The sequence below is a fragment of the Aureicoccus marinus genome, assembly GCF_002954325.1.
Lineage (GTDB): Bacteria > Bacteroidota > Bacteroidia > Flavobacteriales > Flavobacteriaceae > Aureicoccus > Aureicoccus marinus.
In genome coordinates, this window is record NZ_MQVX01000001.1 from 2,049,024 (window position 1) to 2,067,914 (window position 18,891).

Genomic DNA, 18,891 nt, shown 5'->3' on the forward strand with positions numbered 1-18,891 from the left:
ACTTACTCCATCCACTCGATCTTGCTGCTAATTTCCTGAGGCTCTCTCTCGGGCCATTCCTGGTCGGTATACCCCATATAGAAGAAACCCATACAGCTTTCACCTTCAGCCAGATCGAAGAATTCATCCATATAGCGGATCAGCCCCGGAGAACTCCAATAGGCCCCAATACCCAATTCGGTACTCCGTAACCACATGTTTTGAACGGCCATGGCCACCGCCGCCTGTTCTTCCCAGAGCGGAAGGCTTTCTTTGGGGTCGCGTTGCATGCAAATCGCAATGACGGCTCCTGCCTTTTGGGGATTCTCGAGCAACTTGCGCACCTTGATCTGCTTGGGTTGTTCGGTCACCTCCTGGTACTTGGCCGACAAGAAAGTCCCGAGGGCCTTCTTCTGTTCGCCCAGAATCACCTTAAAACGCCAAGGTTCTGTCTTTTTGTGGTTGGGTGCCCAACGGGCGCATTCCAACACCTCCAGCAGGGTTTCTTTGTCGATGGGCGTATCGTTGTATTGTACAGGAAAGATCGAACGTCTTTTTTGAATCAGTTCAGCAACAGAGGTGATTTCTTTTTGCGGTTTCATCGGATTTCTTTGAAGGGGTTAAGCGGATACAAAAAAAGCCTCCCATTAGGAAAGCCTTTCATTGGTGTACCCATTCCTGGGTGACAACATAAACCCTTTACCGAGGCAAAGGATTTCAACACAACGCTGCAAATATAGGGAGGAAAATGGCACCCAAAGCAGTTTTCGCCATTTTCTGCCGGCAGCCGTGGGAGTTTCGCATTTTGTGAACAAGTATTTTTTGGATTATTTCCTAGTTTTTGTCTTTTTTCCATATTTTAGTCCTCCTATTTTGATGCGATGACAAAGACTATTTTACACCTGGATCTGGACACTTTTTTTGTCTCTGTTGAACGCCTGATGAACCCGGAATTAAAGAACAAACCTCTGCTGGTTGGCGGGGTCAGTGATCGGGGTGTCGTGGCGGCCTGCAGCTACGAAACCCGGGGGTATGGCATTCACTCCGGCATGCCGATGAAGATGGCCCGAGAGCTCTGTCCCGAGGCCCGGGTGATCCGGGGCAATGCCGGTACCTACACCCAGCATTCCGACATGGTGACCGAGATCATCAAGGATGATGTCCCTCTGTTTGAAAAGTCGAGTATCGATGAGTTCTACGCCGACCTCTCGGGCATGGACCGTTTCTTCGGTTGCTACAAATACGCCACCGAACTCCGGCAACGCATCATACGCGAGACCGGCCTGCCCATTTCTTTTGGCTTATCAGTCAATAAAGTGGTCTCTAAGGTGGCTACCAATGAAGCCAAACCCAACGACCAGATCAAAATCGATGCGGGTTTTGAAAAGCCCTTTCTGGCCCCCCTCTCTATTAAAAAGATCCCCATGGTGGGCGACAAGACCTACCAGACCCTCCGCAATCTGGGCATTCGCCAAGTCAGGAATGTACAGGAGATGCCGGTCGACATCATGCAACGGGTCTTGGGTGCCCAGGGGAAGGTAATCTGGAAGCGGGCCAACGGAGTCGACGACAGCCCGGTCATCCCCTTTTCGGAACGCAAATCCATTTCGAACGAGCGCACCTTTGACCGGGATACTATTGATGTGCACCGACTCAAAGGAATTTTAATCGCCATGACCGAAAACCTAGCCTACCAATTGAGGCGGGGCGAAAAGCTCACCGCCTGTGTGACGGTTAAAATCCGCTATGCCGATTTCAACACCTACTCCAAGCAAATGCGCATTCCCTACACCAGCGCAGATCACCTGCTTATTCCCAAAGTTCTCGGGCTTTTTAAAGCCCTTTACAACAAGCGGATGCTGGTGCGCCTGATCGGGGTGCGCTTTAGCCACCTGGTCACCGGCAACTACCAGATCAACCTCTTTGAAGACACCGAAGAGGCCCTAAACCTCTACCAGGCCCTGGACCACATCCGCAACCGCTATGGCGATCGCTCGGTGATTCGCGCCTCGGCCATGGGTGCAAAAACCATTGGCCGTATGTACAACCCCTTTAATGGTCAGCCCCCGACCGTACTCGCCCACCGCAAACAATGAGCCCATGTACCTGAATTGTCATACCTACTACAGCCTGCGCTATGGCACCTTCTCAGAACTGGATCTGTTGAAGCTAGCCCAGGAGAACCACATCCGCCAGTTGGTGCTTACCGACATCAACAACACCTCGGCCTGTCTGAACTTTATCCGGCGGGCACCCGAATACGATGTCCGCCCTCTGGTGGGCATCGATTTCCGCAACGGAGTGACCCCGGCCTTTATCGGGATTGCCGCCAACAACCAGGGCTTCCAGGAACTCAATGAATTCCTGTCGGATCACCTGCACAACGAAAAGAGCTTTGAAGCCAAAGCCCCCGCTTTTGAAAACGCCTTTGTGGTCTATCCGTTTGAGACGGTCTTAAAGGAAGAACTCTTTGAATTTGGCGACCGGGAATTCATCGGGATTTCGGTCCGGGACCTGCGGCGCCTTCCCTTCAGTCGACTCATGCGCTTTAAAGAGAAATTGGTGGTGCAACAAGCGGTGAGTTTTCGGCACAAAAGAGACTACAACACCCACCGCCTGCTCCGAGCCATTGATAAAAATGTACTCCTCAGTAAACTTCCCCCGGAAGAAGAAGGTAGTGAAGACGAGAAGATGTACCCCCTCGAAAACCTGGTCCGGGCCTTTGGAGACTACTCCTTCATCCTCGAGAATACCGAACGACTGCTCCAGCAGTGCCAGATTGAATTCGACTTTTCTTTGGAACGCGAGACCCAAAACCTGCGGAGCTATACGGGGAGTATGGAAGAAGACGAACAACTGATCGAACGCCTCTGCCGGGAGGGCCTGCCCTACCGCTATCCGGAGCCGAGCCAGGCAGTAGAAGACCGGATCCAAAAAGAACTGGAACTGATCAAGGCCAAGGGGTTTGTCTCTTACTTCCTGATCAACTGGGACATCATCAACTACGCCCGCAGCAAGGGGTACTTCTATGTAGGGCGAGGCAGTGGCGCCAACAGCATTGTGGCCTACCTGCTGCGTATTACCGATGTGGATCCCATGGAACTCGACCTTTACTTTGAGCGCTTTATCAACCTCTACCGCATCAACCCGCCCGATTTTGACATTGATTTTTCGTGGCGAGACCGGGAAGACATCACCCAATACATCTTTAAACGCTTCCCAAACGTGAGCCTCTTGGGGACCTATGTCACCTTTCAGGAGCGCGGGGTGATCCGCGAACTGGGCAAGGTCTTCGGCCTGCCCAAGGAAGAGATTGACGCCCTGACCAAGGGGGAATACGAAACATCCCGTCTCGACAGCATCGCCCGTCTGGTCGTACAGTATATGCCTCTTTTGCACGGGCTTCCCAACTACCTCAGCATCCACGCCAGTGGCATACTGATCAGTCAGCACCCCATCACCTACTTCTCGGCCACCCACCTGCCGCCAAAAGGGTTCCCCACGACGCAGTTCGACATGGTCGTGGCCGAAGACGTAGGTCTGTATAAGTTTGATATTCTGGCCCAGCGCGGCCTGGGTAAAATCAAAGACACCCTCGAAATCCTCCACTACAACCAGCCCGAAGCAGCGGCCCAGGTCGACCTACACGACATCAAGGCCTTTAAGCTGGACCGGCGGGTCAACACCCTGATCAAAACTGCCCAGTGCATGGGCTGCTTTTATGTGGAGTCTCCGGCTATGCGCATGCTGCTCAAAAAACTGGAGGTCGATCATTACCTGGGGCTGGTAGCAGCCAGCTCCATCATCCGGCCGGGAGTTTCTAAAAGCGGGATGATGCGGGAGTACATTCTGCGCCACCGCAATCCGGGACGGGCGGAAGAAAGGGCCCATCCGGTCATGCTCGACATCATGCCCGACACCTACGGAGTCATGGTCTACCAGGAAGATGTCATCAAGGTGGCCCACCACTTTGCCGGCCTGGACCTGGGCGAAGCCGATGTACTTCGGCGGGGAATGAGCGGCAAATACCGCTCCAGAGAAGAGTTTCAGAAGGTGCAGGACAAATTCCGCAACAACTGCCGCAACAAGGGCTACAGCGACCAGCTCATCGACGAGGTCTGGCACCAGGTGGCGAGTTTTGCCGGATACGCCTTTGCCAAAGGCCACTCGGCTTCCTATGCGGTCGAAAGCTACCAGAGTCTCTTTTTACGGGCCTACTTCCCCCTGGAGTATATGGTGGCCGTACTCAACAACGGAGGCGGTTTTTACCGTCCCGAATTCTACATCCACGACGCCCGTATGCAGGGAGCCACTATTCACCCGCCCTGCATCAACAAAAGCTACGCCATCAACCGGATTTACGACACCCACATCTACCTGGGCCTGATGTACATCCGGGATTTGGAAGCCCGCAGTATGCAGCGCTTTTTGGCTGAACGCTCCCAAAAGGGCCCCTTTAAGTCCCTGGAAGATTTTATCGATCGGGTGCACATGAGCCGGGAACAGCTCAGCCTGCTGATCCGCATCGACGCCTTTCGCTTTACCGGCATCAACAAGCACGAACTGCTCTGGAAGGCCCACCTCATGTTGGGTACCGAAACCCGGACCGAACACCCCAAACTCTTTGGCGCCCGACCGCAGCACTTCCGCATCCCACAGCTGCGGACCCGGTCGCTCGAAACCGCCTTTGAACAAATTGAACTTTTGGGGTTTTCGCTTTGCAGTCCTTTTGAGCTTTTGGAAGAAACGCCCAAAAACAAGCACGGGCAAGGTGATATGGAACGCTACCTAAACCGCAATATCGACCTCTACGGCTACCTGGTCACGGTGAAGAACACCCGAACCCACACAGGCAAGCGCATGTTCTTCGCCACCTTCATCGATCAGCAGGGCGAAGTCTTTGACGTGGTCCTCTTTCCGCCGGTAGCCAAGAAGTACAACTTTCGGGGCAAGGGGATTTACCGACTCTACGGCAAGGTGGTTTCCGAGTTCGGTTTCCTCAGTATTGAGGTGATCAAGATGCAGAAAGAGAATTATATTCCGGATCCGCGCTACAGTGATATGAAGACCGCTCCGCGTTTACTCCAGAACAAAGACCTACTTAAAGGCCGGAATTCCCGTGATATCGGCTCCCGTAATTAAAAGGTGAATATCGTGGGTCCCTTCGTAAGTGATCACACTCTCGAGGTTCATCATATGACGCATGATGGAATAGTCTCCAGTGATTCCCATACCTCCGAGCATCTGACGTGCTTCGCGAGCAATTTTGATGGCCATATCCACATTGTTGCGCTTGGCCATAGAGATCTGTGCGGTGCTGGCACGGCCCTCGTTTTTGAGCTGTCCCAAACGGAAAGCCAACAACTGGGCTTTGGTGATCTCAGTGATCATCTCGGCTAGTTTTTTCTGTTGCAACTGGAAGCCAGCGATCGGCTTGCCAAACTGCTCCCGCTCCAAAGCGTAACGCAAGGCGGTGTCGTAGCAGTCCATGGCCGCACCAATGGCACCCCAGGCAATTCCGTATCGGGCAGAATCCAGGCATCCCAGAGGAGCACCTAGACCGTTCTTTCCGGGAAGAAGATTTTCCTTAGGAACCTTGACGTTGTCGAAGATGAGCTCTCCGGTAGCCGAAGCACGCAGGGACCATTTGTTGTGGGTCTCTGGCGTGGTAAAGCCTTCCATGCCTCTTTCGACAATCAACCCGTGAATACGGCCTTCTTCATTCTTGGCCCAAACCACGGCAACATCCGCGAAAGGAGAGTTCGAAATCCAAAGCTTGGCTCCGTTGAGCAAAAAGTGATCGCCCTTATCCTGGAATTTGGTTTCCATACCGCCGGGGTTGGATCCGTGGTTGGGCTCGGTCAAACCGAAACACCCCATCCACTCTCCGCTGGCGAGTTTGGGCAGGTACTTTTGTCTTTGCTCTTCTGTTCCGTAGGCGAAAATCGGGTACATCACCAAGGAAGACTGGACCGAGGCGGTTGAACGCACCCCAGAATCTCCTCTTTCGATTTCCTGCATAATCAAACCGTAGCTGATCTGGTCCAGTCCGGCCCCTCCGTATTCTTCAGGGATATACGGGCCAAAGGCACCGATTTCGGCTAGACCTTTGATGATCTGCGTGGGGAATTCTGCTTTTTGAGCGTACTCTTCAATGATGGGAGAAATATCTCTTTTAACCCAGGCGCGAGCAGCGTCGCGAACCAGCTTGTGTTCTTCACTCAACAGGTCATCAAGCAAATAATAATCCGGGGCTTCAAAAAGGTCAGCTTTCATCTACGAAAATTTTCGCTAAAGGTAATCGGATTGGTTGAAATAGGCACGAAATCCGCTACATTTTCAGGTAAAAAGAGGCCACCAGCGCCCGGTATTCTTCGGTGTATTCTCCGCGACTCACTTCCAAAGTCAATTCTTCCTCCTCAAAAGCGTCTTCGGAGGCCTTCACAAATTCCCACAAAAGACGCTTGACCCGTGCCGTGGAATGACCGCGGACTCGGCAAAACCTCCGCAAGCCAAAACCCGCTTTTCGGGCTAAACTCCGGATCCATTCTTCCTCGCAAGCCGGGCTGACCAAAGCCAATCGCCCTCCGTCTTTCAATGACCGATCCGCCAATCCAAAGAGCGCCTCAAAAGGCAAAGATGAAAGCTGGCGAGCTTGATCTCGCGAAGGATCACCGCTACTGACATTCTCTTGGTAAAAAGGTGGGTTAGTAACCAGGGCATCAAAGCCTGCCTCTGGAACAAAATCCTGAGCATCTTGTTGCAGCATACTGAGCCGATTCGACCAAGGCGAATTTTCAAAATTTTCCTGGGCTTGTTCCGCCGCCGCCGGATCAATCTCGAGTCCGAGCAGCTGGACTCGGTCAAAACGCTGAGCGAGTTGCAAGGCGATGACACCCGATCCACTGCCCACGTCGAGCACGTGGAAAGATTCCTCGCCGATCCCAGTAAACGCCCAAGCGCCCAAGAGCACCCCGTCTGTGCCCACTTTCATGGCACAGCGGTCGTGTCGCACAGTAAATTCTTTGAATTGAAAAACGCCCTTTTCCACCCTATTCGGAGCCGTAGTACAAATCCACAAGCCCTTCGGGGCAGCGTACATGGATCTGTTGCTTATCACGGTCAACAGACAGCAAGATGTCGTCGTTGATGGGCAGCAGCATTTCTTTGCCTCCCTTCTCGGCAACAAAAAGGGCCTGGCTGCTTTGGTCGTTGATGGCCTGAATCGTCCCCAAGGAACCGGCCTCCTGGTCTACCAATTCAAAACCGATCACCTCGTGGTAGTAAAAGCGGTTGCCTTCTAAAGGGGGGAGAGCCGCAAGGGGCAGGTAGAGTTCGGCACCGAGAATGGCGTCTGCGGTCTCTTCATCGTCTACTTCCTCAAAATCCAAGCGCAGTAAGCTGGATTTATGCAGTTGGGCCTCGCGTATAAAAAAAGGAATCAGCGCTCCTCCTTGTTCGAGTAACACTGATTCCAATTGTTCGTAGTCTTGGGGATCGTCGGTGTCCAATTTGGCCAGGACTTCTCCCTTATAACTGTATTTTGAAACGATCTTGCCCAGAAAGAAACAGTCTTCCTTTCGCACGGCAATCGCTTATTCTGCTTTTGGAGCTTCTTCTTCTCCGGCTTCCTCAGGAGCAGGAGCTTCCTCTGCAGGAGCCGCCTCAGCTGATGCCTCTTCAGCAGCAGGCTCAGCAACTTCCTCAGCAGGAGCTTCCGCTTCTGCAGCAACTTCACCTTCAACAGCTGCTTCAGCTTCTTCGGCCGGAGCCTCTTCTGCTGGAGCTTCTACTTCTGGAAGTAGGGAAGCAGCACGCTTGTCGCTCACTTCTTTTTCATGCTCAAGAGCCTTGGCACGGGCATCTGCTTTCGCTTTGTCCAAACCGTCGACCTTGTTCTGAATAGCCGCTTCTTTGTCTTTCAACCAAGCCTCGAACTTCGCTTGCGCTTGCTCTTCGGTTAGAGCTCCTTTGCGAACTCCACCATTCAAGTGGTGCTTAAGCAACACCCCTTTGTACGACAAGATCGCTCTTGCAGTATCGGTAGGCTGTGCTCCATTCTCTAACCACTTTACCGAGTTATCGACTTTTAATTCGATAGTCGCAGGATTGGTGTTCGGGTTGTAAGTACCTAATTTTTCTAGGAATTTACCATCGCGTTTTGCTCTGGCATCAGCGGCAACCACCCAGTAAAATGGTTTACCTTTTTTTCCGTGACGTTGAAGTCTAATTTTTACGGGCATATCACATTAAATGTTAAGGGTTCCCGACCCTGGTTATTAATTCTATTTGTTAAACGGGCGGCAAAGATAGCCTTTTCTTTAAATAAAACAGAAGAAAGTTTCTGCTTTTTTCAGGGAGCGAAGATACAGCTTAAAGCAAGATTCCCAAGGAGTTGAAAGTTGATTAAAAGCTTGTGAATAAGTCCTCAAAGAGAGGCGAATCCCAAGGGGTATTTTGGTGTAATTTTAACCCCCTAGCAGTAGATTCATGTACCTTATTTTCGACACCGAGACCACCGGACTCCCCAAGCGCTGGGACGCCCCCGTATCAGACACCGACAACTGGCCGCGCTGTATACAGATTGCGTGGCAATTGCACGACGGTCTTGGGCAAATGATCGAACACCAGGACTTTTTGATTCAACCGGATGGCTTTGACATCCCTTTCGAATCCGAAAAGATCCACGGTATTTCTACCGCCCTGGCTCAGGCCGAAGGGGTTCCCTTAAGTGATGCCCTGGATGCCTTCCGGCAAGCCCTCGAAAAAACCACCTTTTTGGTGGGGCAAAACGTCGGCTTTGACCTCAACATCATGGGGGCAGAATACTGGCGTCAGGAAGGAAGCGATCCTTTGGCGGCCTTGCCTGTTCTGGATACCTGTACCGAGTCCACCGCAGAACTCTGCCAGATTCCCGGAGGTCGCGGGGGCAAGTTCAAGTTGCCTACCCTGACCGAACTGCACGAACACCTCTTTGGAGAAGCCTTTAAGGAAGCCCACAACGCCACGGCCGATGTAGAGGCGACTACTCGCTGTTTCTTGGAGCTACTCCGCAAGAAGCACTACCCGTTGCAGGAACTCAAGGCCGAGCCCCAGTACTATACCGAGTACGAAGAGGCCAACCCCGAGCTCATCCAGCCGGTTGGGCTCAAGCACCAGAACCTCAAAGCGGCTTCCAGTGCACTTTTGAAAAAACAAAGCGCAGGAGCAGCGACGGCCACCGAGGACTTTGTCGCGGTGGATCTTTCCGACAGCCCTTTTGCCCACCTGCACAACCACAGCCAGTTTTCGATTTTGCAGTCCACCATGAGTCCCAAGGACCTGGTGCAGGCCGCTTCAGCGAATAAGATGCCGGCGGTGGCCCTGACAGACCACTCCAATATGATGGGGGCCTTTCATTTTGTATCGGCCGTCCAGCAAGAAAACAAAGCCATCAAGGCAGCCAATGCCAAGGCCCTCGAAGAAAATGAGGAGGGCGACTTCGTGCCCCAACCCGAAATAACTCCTATTGTGGGTTGCGAGTTCTTTGTGTGCGAAAACCACCAGGACCGCACCCGAAAAGACAACGGCTACCAGGTCGTCTTTCTGGCCAAGAACAAGGCCGGCTACCACAACCTGGCCAAGATGTCGTCCATCGCCCACCTTGAGGGGTTTTACTATGTCCCTCGGATCGACCGCGAAATCATCAAGCAGTACAAAGACGATTTGATTGTGCTCTCCGGGAACCTCTACGGAGAAATCCCCTCCAAGATCCTCAACGTCGGTTTAAAACAGGCCGAAGAAGCCCTGCACTGGTGGAAAGAAGAATTCCAGGACGACTTTTACCTGGAGCTCATGCGCCACGGGCAGGAAGAAGAAGAGCGGGTAAACAACCAACTCTTGCAGTGGTCCAAAGAGTACGGGATTGAAGTAGTGGCCACCAACAACACCTATTACCAGGACCACGAAGATGCCGAGGCCCACGACATTCTGTTGTGTGTCAAAGACGGAACCAAAAAAGAAACGCCGATTGGGCGCGGGCGGGATTTCCGCTACGGCTCCCCAACCAGGAATACTACTTCAAGTCTTCGGACCAGATGAAGGAGCTCTTTAAGGAGCAGCCCCAGGCCATCAGCTCCATCGCTTCCTTGATCGAAAAAATTACGCCTTATGAACTCGCCCGGGAAGTACTGCTTCCCAAGTTTGACATTCCGGAAGAATACGTCGATCCCCTGGATGCAGAAGACGGCGGTAAACGAGGCGAAAACGCTTACCTCAGACACATCACCTACGAAGGAGCCAAGGTGCGCTACGGCGAAATCACGCCCGAGATCACCGAGCGGATTGACTTTGAGCTGGACACCATCGCCAACTCCGGCTACCCGGGCTACTTCCTGATTGTAGAAGACTTCATTCGGGAAGCCCGAACCATGGGCGTTTCGGTAGGACCAGGACGGGGATCAGCCGCCGGATCGGTTGTGGCCTACTGTTTGACCATCACCAATATCGACCCCATTGAGTACGATCTGCTTTTTGAGCGTTTCTTGAATCCAGACCGGGTGTCCATGCCCGATATCGATATCGACTTTGATGACGAGGGTCGTGGCCGTGTAATTGACTATGTGGTGAACAAATACGGTTCCAACCAGGTGGCACAGATCATCACCTACGGAACCATGGCGGGGAAGTCCTCTATTCGGGATACCGCCCGGGTTTTGGACCTGCCTTTGAGCGATGCCGACCGCTTGGCCAAGCTCTTGCCCGACATGACCAAGCTGAACAAAATCATGCACGCCGACCGCAGCAAGCTTTCGGCCAAGTTCCGCTCCCAGGACATCGAACGCATTGAACAACTGCAGGAACTCGCCAAAGGAGAAGACCTGACCGGGACCACCCTGCAAATGGCCCAGGTGCTGGAAGGCTCTGTACGCAACACGGGGATTCACGCCTGTGGGGTCATCATCACCCCCGACGACATCACCCAGTTTGTACCGGTGGCCAACTCCAAGGACAAGGAATCCGGCCTTTGCGCCACCCAGTTTGACAACTCGGTTGTAGAAAGTGCGGGACTGCTGAAGATGGATTTCCTCGGACTGAAGACCCTGACCTTAATTAAGGACACGGTCAAGATCGTCAAGGCCCGCATCGGAATTGAATTGGTACCGGATGAATTTCCGCTGGATGACGAGAAGACCTACGAGCTTTTCCAACGAGGCGAAACCGTCGGGATCTTCCAATACGAATCCAAGGGGATGCAGAAGTACCTCAAGGAGCTCAAGCCTTCGGTCTTTGATGACCTTATTGCCATGAACGCCCTCTACCGTCCGGGGCCTATGGAATACATCCCGAGTTTTATCGCCCGGAAGCACGGGCACGAAGAGATCACCTACGACCTCGACGATATGGAGGAGTACCTCAACAACACTTACGGGATTACGGTCTACCAGGAGCAGGTGATGCTGCTTTCTCAAAAACTGGCCGGCTTCAGTAAGGGTGAGGCGGATGTACTCCGAAAAGCCATGGGGAAAAAGAAGTTCGACCTCATCGAAGAACTGCGCCCCAAATTCCTCAATGGGGGCGAAAAGAATGGCCACCCGAAGGAGGTTCTCGAAAAGATTTACAAAGACTGGGAAGCCTTCGCCAGTTACGCCTTTAACAAGAGCCACAGTACCTGCTACGCCTACATCGCCTACCAGACAGCCTACCTCAAGGCCCATTACCCCGCCGAATACATGGCCGCGGTGCTTTCGAACAACATGAACAACATCGAGTCGGTCACCTTCTTTATGGAAGAGTGCCGTCGCATGGGTCTGACGGTATTGGGCCCCGATGTCAATGAATCCTACTACAAATTCGCCGTAAACAAAGACAACGCGATCCGATTCGGGGTAGGCGCTATCAAAGGGGTGGGGAAAGCCGCCGTCGAAGCCTTGGTGGACGAGCGTAAAGAGAACGGGCTTTTCAACTCCGTCTTTGACCTGGTCAAGCGCATTGACCTACGAGCTTTCAATAAAAAGGCCTTAGAAAGCATTGCCCTGGCCGGAGGGCTGGACTCCTTCGGAGACGCTCACCGCGCCCAGTACTTCCAACTCGATGGGGACGAGGTGCCTTTTTTAGAAAAGATCATCAAGTTTGGCGCCCGCTTCCAGGAGAACGAAAACGCCATGCAGGTCAGCCTTTTTGGAGGCTCCGACGAGGTTCAGATTCCAGAGCCCGTCATTCCACCTTGCGAAGAATGGGGCACCATGGAACAACTCAAGCGCGAAAAGGAAGTGGTCGGGATGTACCTTTCGGGTCACCCCCTGGACGACTTCAAAAAAGAAATCGGCGCTTTCTGCACCGCCCATATCGGCTACTTCAAGGATGACCTCATTCACTCTGTGGTCAACCGCGAGCTCATCGTGGCCGGGGTGGTGACCAATATTGAGCACCGGGTGTCCAAAAACGGCTTGGGCTGGGCCAGCTTTACCGTGGAAGACTACAACCACTCCTACGACTTCCGCATCTTTAAGGAAGAGTACACCAAGTACCGCCACTTCCTGGTTCAGGACGGCTTCGTGTATATGCGGGTTTTTGTCAAGGAAGGCTGGGTCAACAGGGATACCGGGCAAAAAGGAGATCCGCGCTTGCAATTCAATGAATTCAAGTTCTTACAGGATGTGATGGAGCACTGCGCCAAGAAGCTCACCCTCAAATTGCCTTTGGAACGCTTGCAGGAAAAACGCATTCAGGACCTGAAATCCACCCTGCAGAACCACAAGGGCAACCACGCCCTGAACATCGTGGTCTACGAACCACAGGACGAAATCAAGCTGAATTTTTCGAGCCGAAAGCAAAAAATTGAGATCAGCACAGAACTCCTTGAACTTCTTGACCAACAAGAGGTTGCCTACAAGCTAAACTAGCTTTTTCGGATTTTTTTCGGCCCTTGAAGTAGGGTTTGTTTAAGAGCGGTTGTTTTATAAGCGTTCAATCTTATATACGTAACAAATCCTATTTACAATGAAAACGACTAAAGTATTGTTCTGGCTCCTGGCCCTGGTATTTGTGGCCTGTGAAACTGAGAACTTAGAAGACGCTCTCAATACCGAAAGTACCGAACTCGAAAGCACGGTAGATGCTGTTAACCTCGAGGTCGCGGTAGAAGAGTCCCTCAACGTACTGGACGACATCGCGATGTACTCCAGTTATTTCCACGGAATTAATGACCTGACCTTTTCGAAGGACGACGATCAAGAATGGAGAGGTCGCTCCGGATTCTTCCGCGAGTGTTCTGATTTCTCGATTGTAAAAGAAGGAAACACCCTAACCATTACTATAGTATTCAATGGCGAGTGTGAAGACGAAAACGGAAACGTCATCACGGGAACCATTGTCAAGGTAGAGTCGTATAACGAAGGAAGCTCCGAGAACAGCTTGACCGTTACTGACTTGGCCATCAACGGTTACCTGATCAACGGATCACGTAGCTACAGCCATACCCGTTCCAACGAGAACGGAAACCCTGAAATGTCGGGTAATTTTGACCTGACCGTTGTCACCGAAGCCGGTACGGTAAGTAAAGCGGGTAGCCGTAAGGTCGAAATCACCGAAGGTGCCGATACCGAAACTTGGGTAGACAACGTAAAAACCATCACTGGTTTCTCTACCTACACGACGCTTGACGGAGCGACCTTCAGCGTCGAAATCACGACTCCTCTGGTGAAGCCTGCTGCTTGTAAGTTCATCGTGTCCGGTGTGAAGACTTACACCACGCCTACAGGAACATCCACTTTGGATTTCGGAGACGGCACTTGTGACGGATTTGCTCTCTACACCAACGAAGCCGGTGAGCAAATGGAAGTGGTCCTCGGAAAGAAGCGTCGCGATCACGACGATGATGATGATGATGACGAGGACGATGACGAAGACGAAGACGAAGACGAAGATGATGATGAGGACGACGAGGACGATTCTGACGAGGATGACTCTGACGATGAAGACGGAAACGACGAGGCGGGAAGCGTACGTTGTGTGCTGATCACTCCTTGTACTGAGAAAGTCTTTGAAGACGAAGGAGAGCTTTACGTAGTCTCTGAGCAAACAGACAACGGTCTTATGATCTGGGTCAAGAACATGGACGACGAAGTGATCTACGAAGAAGTATGCCAGGAAGAAGGTGAAGTAAGCCTGGAGTGTTCTTCAGAGAGTGACGAAGAAGGCAACTAAGAGACTTCAATTTCCCTCTATATACCAGGAAACAGCCACCCCCAACGGGGTGGCTTTTCTATTGGTGCAAAACTGGTGAACAAGTAATTCAGACTGTAAGGTTCTGACTTCCAATTTGACTAACTTTGCACATCAAAACTAGTAGCAATGGCATTAGAAATAACAGACGCAACTTTCGAAGAAGTTGTTCTAAAAAGTGATAAACCTGTAGTTGTTGATTTTTGGGCAGCCTGGTGCGGTCCTTGCCGTATGGTCGGTCCGATCATCGACGAGATCAGCAACGAATACGAAGGAAAAGCAGTTGTTGGAAAAGTAGACGTAGACGCTCACACCGAGTTCGCTGCGAAATACGGAGTCCGCAACATTCCGACGGTATTGATCTTTAAAGACGGAGAGATTGCTAGCCGTCAGGTAGGAGTGTCTCCAAAGACCGCCTACACCGACGCTATCGACGCCGTACTTTAAGACGAAAACACCACAGAGAAAAGGGTTGTTTCTGACAAGGGACAACCTTTTTTCGTTTAATTTCACTACATGGATCTGCAAAAGAGTCTTCACCAAGCCCCCTTGTTTTCGAACCTGGAACTCCTGGCCAAACAGGTGGTCGAAGGCTTTATCAGTGGAATTCACAAAAGTCCCTTCCACGGCTACTCCGCGGAATTCGCAGAACACAAGATTTACAACACGGGCGAAAGCACCAAGCACATCGACTGGAAGCTCTTTGCCAAGACCGATAAGCTGTACACCAAGCGCTACGAGGAAGAAACCAACCTCCGTTGCCACATGATCCTGGACAGCTCGGCCTCCATGTATTACCCGGCCTATGACAACCTCAGTCTGGACCGACTCAACAAAATTGGTTTCGGCACCCTGGCCATCGCGGCTCTGATGCAACTGCTCAAAAAGCAGCGCGACGCCACGGGCCTCAGTGTATATTCGGCCGATTTTGAAGAAAGTATTGGCGAGAAGAGCAGCGAGCGTCATTACCGCATGCTGTACGATATCCTCAACCGCATTCCCCAGCGCCAGGACCCGGCCAAGGCCACCCGTACTTATTCCCTATTGCACCAGATCGCGGAACGCATTCACCGCCGCAGCCTGATCTTCTTGTTTTCGGACATGCTGCAGACCGAGGTGGAGTCCAAGGCCCTCTTCGACTCCCTCAAGCACTTGAAGTACAACAAACACGAGGTGGTCCTCTTTCATCTGACCGACCGCAAGCTCGAATTGGAATTTGCTTTTGAAGAAGGCCCCAAGCGCTTTTTGGATGTAGAAACCGGAGAGCACATTGACCTCTATACCGACCAGATTCGCGAAAACTACAAAGGCCGCATGCAGGAATACCTGAATGAACTCAAGGTGCGCTGCGGGCAGTACAAAATCAAGTACGTCGAGGCCGATATCCACCAGCCCTTTGCCCAGGTGCTCAACACCTTCTTGGTGGAGCGTCAAAAAATGGTCTAGTTCCTCTTTGGCAGAGGCGTATTCATCCAAAATTGGGATTGGCCTTCCAGCGGATAAATCGGCTGCTCCGGATCGAATAAAGGAATTTCCTTATTCATCTTCCACGCTTCCCTTACCCCGTTCCGATAAGGCACCACCTGCTGGGTAAAGAACTCCCGAAACTGCCGCAGGTCTTCTACGTCACGTTCCCCCAGCTTATTCCCCTCGGCATCCCGAAGGCGCTTGGCCGTCACGATCAATTTGCTGCTGGAGACCTCAAAGTCGGGCGAAAACAAGAGCTGCACATGGCGCTTGTTCAGCTTGCCGCGGTCGACAATCAAACGGAGGGTGTTCTTATTGGGATCAAAGACCACATCTTCGATGGGGACTTTTCGGCCTAGAAATTCCACCTGAAAAGTCGACTTGCTCAATTCCTCGGGTTCAGCCGGAGGCACATTCAGCCAGATCTCCAGTTCCCGCCGGTTCAGGTCCAGGACCAGGTTATCAATCCGAAAAGCGGCTGGGCGGTTTAGTCGAAACACATTCTCAAAGGAGATGTAGTTCAGGTAGAGCTTGGAATCGTCACTTCCCTGTTGCTCCTTGTACTCCACATTGATTCTGTAGAGAAGTTCAGAACGGACCTTGGATTCCGGGTTGCCGTAGGCGCGGTTGCGGACGGTCTTAAGGGCGTCTTCACGGCTCCTGTCTGTGCGAGTAGCCTTGTATACGGAATAGTCCATCCTGCGAATCCCGAAGGTGTTCTGATCGATGTAGAGTCGGCCGTCTACCCAAAAACCGTTGGTCGACATCGAAATACCGATCTCATAGACTTTTTTGTTGTCGTAATCGGTTACCCCCCTCAGTTTAAAGTCGTGGCGAGGAATAAAGTCTTTGCGGATGCGGTTCACGTAGGAGTAGCTGTTGATCTCGTGGTTGCGAATGGCGTTGTGCACCCGAAGCAGGATGAGTTCGTTGCCCCCGTAGCTGGGCACCTCAGCGGAGAGTGCCACCTTGTCCCACTGCTTATAGTCGTAGGGCTTGGCCGCGAAGGAATCCACCTCAAAGGCCTTGTTCTGCTTGTATTCGTAGAGCAGGAAATGGGTGTTGATCGGGTCCAGACTCTGAAAGCCCATATCCATCACCTCGATCAGGGCCTCGTTCAGGTTGATGTACTCTTCCTCCTTCAGCTGATAATCCCGGTAGTAACCGACCAGCCCGAAATTGTCGGTCGGAAAATTAGACGGAATATTGTTCAAGGCGTATTGTACAATCTGCTCAGAGGTCAGCCTTTTCCTCTTTGCCGTCACCACAGATTCATTCAGCTCGAAAGCCGCGGGCTTTATGCGAATGGTAGTGCTGTTCTGTGCACTCAGCCCCGAAAGCGGAAAACTCTGGGTCTGGTAGCCCAAGCAGGAAATCTCGAGCGAGGTCCCTTTGTCTTTGTATTCAATGGGAATCCGAAAGCCCCCGTCCTTGTCACTGATGACGCCCAGAGCAAATCCCTGCAGACGCAGGGTGGCAAACACCACCGGCTCTCCGGAATCGCTATCCACCAATCGCCCGGTCAGATAACCGGTCTCCTGGGCATAGCTCACTAGGCTAAAAAATAAGGCCAGAAAAAGCAGGCTTCCCCTACTCCATTTTGCCTCCAAATACACTTTTTTGGTCATGATCTTATGCGGCCCTAATTGCATGTAGCAAGATACAACCCAAAATCCATGATTAATTTGACAAAATTGTTTGCCAATCAATAGCCAAAATGTATATTTGCACCCGCCTTCAAGGATAAGATGTTTCCGAAAGGCATTTGAAATATTGGTCCGGTAGTTCAGTTGGTTAGAATACCTGCCTGTCACGCAGGGGGTCGCGGGTTCGAGTCCCGTCCGGACCGCATTACAAGTTAGCCCTTGTCACGTTAGTGATGAGGGTTTTTTCATTTTAGAGCTCTTGAGCTTGCTCAAAAGAGCTGGGAAATGGAAAAAGACTCAGCTGCGCAGCAGCACAAGGGCGCAGTTGTTTTTGCAGGGCCACCCCTTAGGCCCTTTTCGCAGCGCTAGCGGAGAAAAGAATTCCGGACCTTTTAATAGAAGCTTCATTGTATTTCTGTCCTTTGAGGCTTTTCTATCTTCATATTTGTTTCAAATAAATCTTTCAGTAACATACAGTTTTCTGTACGCCTAATAGTCAAGTAAATAGTAAATTGAAAGCATACTTTGCATAAATACCATTTGCACTTTGTTGGTACGTTGGACTTAATATGAATAAAACGACACAAGCGATATTATTGACATTAGTTGTATCGATTGGAATCGGTGCTAGGCTTTCTATTTTGGGTTGGCTTTTCTTTCTTGGAATAGGAAGTGCTTTGCTATTCGGAGGATTTCATTTAATAGTTCAGTTCTATTCAATGAACTACCTGGCGAAAAGCGGAAGTAAGAGTTCATTACTAATCATTTTATCTCACCTCTCATTTCTTGGGATCTTCTTGTTCCAGTCTGATTTTGACGACTCAAGAGGCTATTCTGTTTTAGATCATACTTTTGGTATTGAAAGCGAAATCTTAAATAGCATTAACTCTCCAATTCTGATAATCTCAATTATTACGTTCATCGTTATTTCAATCATAATTGTAAAAAAGGCCAGAAGAAACAAGGTTTCGGGAGACAACTTACAATATATCATTCCATCGCTATTGGCATGTCTCATACTTCCTTTTATATTCATCAATGCCCTCTATGCAAACAAGGACCTTCAAAGGACCAAAAAACTTGAAAAGACTGGTGAATTTAATTCAATCAAAAGGGCATTAAAGAATTCAGAGTCAGTAGAAGTAATTAAAATCCACCCATATTCGGCTAGATTAAAGAATTTCCCTTTAGAAATAATGGAATTACCAAATGTCAAGATAATTGACCTAAATGGACAACAAATTTCGACGATACCAGACGATATTAATAAATTGGAAAGTCTTGAAGTCCTAAACCTGTTAGATAATAACATAGCCGAAATACCTAAATCAATTTGTGATTGTGAGAATCTTAAAGAATTAAGGATTGGCGGAGAAATTCAAAGATTCCCAGACTGTTTAAAGACAATGAAATATTTAAAGCACCTTTCAGTACAAAGCAATACCGTAAATGACTTAATGGATGAGCTTAGAGAGTTTGAATATTTAGAAACATCTCATTTTTACTTAAAAGAAGGGGTTTTAGATAAAAACAAGTTGTCCGAGATTAGAAAAGAAACAGGAATAGCACATAAATACTAAATATAACAACGGTT

The 18,891-nt window shown here is 50.8% G+C and carries 12 protein-coding genes, 1 tRNA gene and 1 pseudogene; 8 read left to right on the top strand and 6 right to left on the bottom strand.

Features of this window, described 5'->3' with window-relative positions; translation table 11 throughout:
- Nucleotides 1–2: 2 nt before the first annotated feature.
- On the bottom strand, nt 3–581 hold the full coding sequence (locus BST99_RS09550) for a nitroreductase family protein (RefSeq protein ID WP_105001599.1): 579 nt from the start codon (nt 579–581) through the stop codon (nt 3–5).
- Nucleotides 582–860: 279 nt separating this feature from the next.
- Between BST99_RS09550 and dinB the strand changes: the two genes are divergently transcribed.
- Nucleotides 861–2,075: a DNA polymerase IV gene (dinB, locus tag BST99_RS09560; protein WP_105001601.1), complete on the top strand. Its 1,215-nt coding sequence runs from the start codon at nt 861–863 to the stop codon at nt 2,073–2,075.
- Between the two features lie 4 nt (nt 2,076–2,079).
- Entirely contained in the window at nt 2,080–5,121 is a 3,042-nt protein-coding gene (locus tag BST99_RS09565; RefSeq protein WP_105001602.1) for a DNA polymerase III subunit alpha, read from the top strand.
- On the opposite strand, the gene BST99_RS09570 is transcribed toward BST99_RS09565, so the two are convergent.
- Genes BST99_RS09570 through BST99_RS09585 form a run of 4 tightly spaced genes read right to left on the bottom strand, consistent with a single transcriptional unit; the run spans nt 5,077 to nt 8,222 of the window.
- Nucleotides 5,077–6,255 carry an acyl-CoA dehydrogenase family protein gene (locus tag BST99_RS09570; RefSeq protein ID WP_105001603.1) on the bottom strand — a complete coding sequence of 393 codons (1,179 nt, stop codon included), beginning with the start codon at nt 6,253–6,255 and terminating at the stop codon, nt 5,077–5,079. The genes BST99_RS09565 and BST99_RS09570 overlap by 45 nt on opposite strands.
- Before the next feature lie 55 nt (nt 6,256–6,310).
- Complete coding sequence (locus tag BST99_RS09575; RefSeq protein WP_181044201.1) at nt 6,311–6,994, bottom strand: tRNA1(Val) (adenine(37)-N6)-methyltransferase; 684 nt, start codon at nt 6,992–6,994, stop codon at nt 6,311–6,313.
- A gap of 37 nt (nt 6,995–7,031) precedes the next feature.
- Nucleotides 7,032–7,565 (bottom strand): ribosome maturation factor RimM, encoded by a 534-nt coding sequence (gene rimM, locus BST99_RS09580; protein ID WP_105001605.1) that lies wholly within the window; start codon nt 7,563–7,565, stop codon nt 7,032–7,034.
- Nucleotides 7,566–7,574: 9 nt separating this feature from the next.
- On the bottom strand, nt 7,575–8,222 hold the full coding sequence (locus BST99_RS09585) for a 30S ribosomal protein S16 (protein ID WP_105001606.1): 648 nt from the start codon (nt 8,220–8,222) through the stop codon (nt 7,575–7,577).
- A 247-nt stretch (nt 8,223–8,469) separates the two neighbouring features.
- Here BST99_RS09585 and dnaE point away from each other — a divergent pair.
- The 4 genes and pseudogenes from dnaE to BST99_RS09605 all read left to right on the top strand — a co-directional run bounded on the left by dnaE (nt 8,470) and on the right by BST99_RS09605 (nt 15,630).
- A pseudogene (gene dnaE / locus BST99_RS09590) lies at nt 8,470–12,863 on the top strand (DNA polymerase III subunit alpha).
- A 97-nt stretch (nt 12,864–12,960) separates the two neighbouring features.
- Nucleotides 12,961–14,166: a hypothetical protein gene (locus BST99_RS09595; protein WP_105001607.1), complete on the top strand. Its 1,206-nt coding sequence runs from the start codon at nt 12,961–12,963 to the stop codon at nt 14,164–14,166.
- Between the two features lie 147 nt (nt 14,167–14,313).
- Complete coding sequence (gene trxA / locus BST99_RS09600) at nt 14,314–14,631, top strand: thioredoxin (RefSeq protein ID WP_105001608.1); 318 nt, start codon at nt 14,314–14,316, stop codon at nt 14,629–14,631.
- Between the two features lie 69 nt (nt 14,632–14,700).
- The gene (locus BST99_RS09605; RefSeq protein WP_105001609.1) at nt 14,701–15,630 is read left to right on the top strand and encodes a DUF58 domain-containing protein; all 930 of its coding nucleotides are present in this window, start codon (nt 14,701–14,703) and stop codon (nt 15,628–15,630) included.
- Here the strand turns inward: BST99_RS09605 and BST99_RS09610 are convergent.
- Nucleotides 15,627–17,279, bottom strand: a complete 1,653-nt coding sequence (locus BST99_RS09610) for a carboxypeptidase-like regulatory domain-containing protein (RefSeq protein ID WP_181044202.1) — start codon at nt 17,277–17,279, stop codon at nt 15,627–15,629. The genes BST99_RS09605 and BST99_RS09610 overlap by 4 nt on opposite strands.
- Nucleotides 17,280–17,426: 147 nt before the next feature.
- Between BST99_RS09610 and BST99_RS09615 the strand changes: the two genes are divergently transcribed.
- Nucleotides 17,427–17,500 (top strand) — tRNA-Asp (locus tag BST99_RS09615).
- Nucleotides 17,501–17,893: 393 nt separating this feature from the next.
- Nucleotides 17,894–18,877: a leucine-rich repeat domain-containing protein gene (locus tag BST99_RS09620; protein WP_219843828.1), complete on the top strand. Its 984-nt coding sequence runs from the start codon at nt 17,894–17,896 to the stop codon at nt 18,875–18,877.
- Nucleotides 18,878–18,891 lie beyond the last annotated feature (14 nt).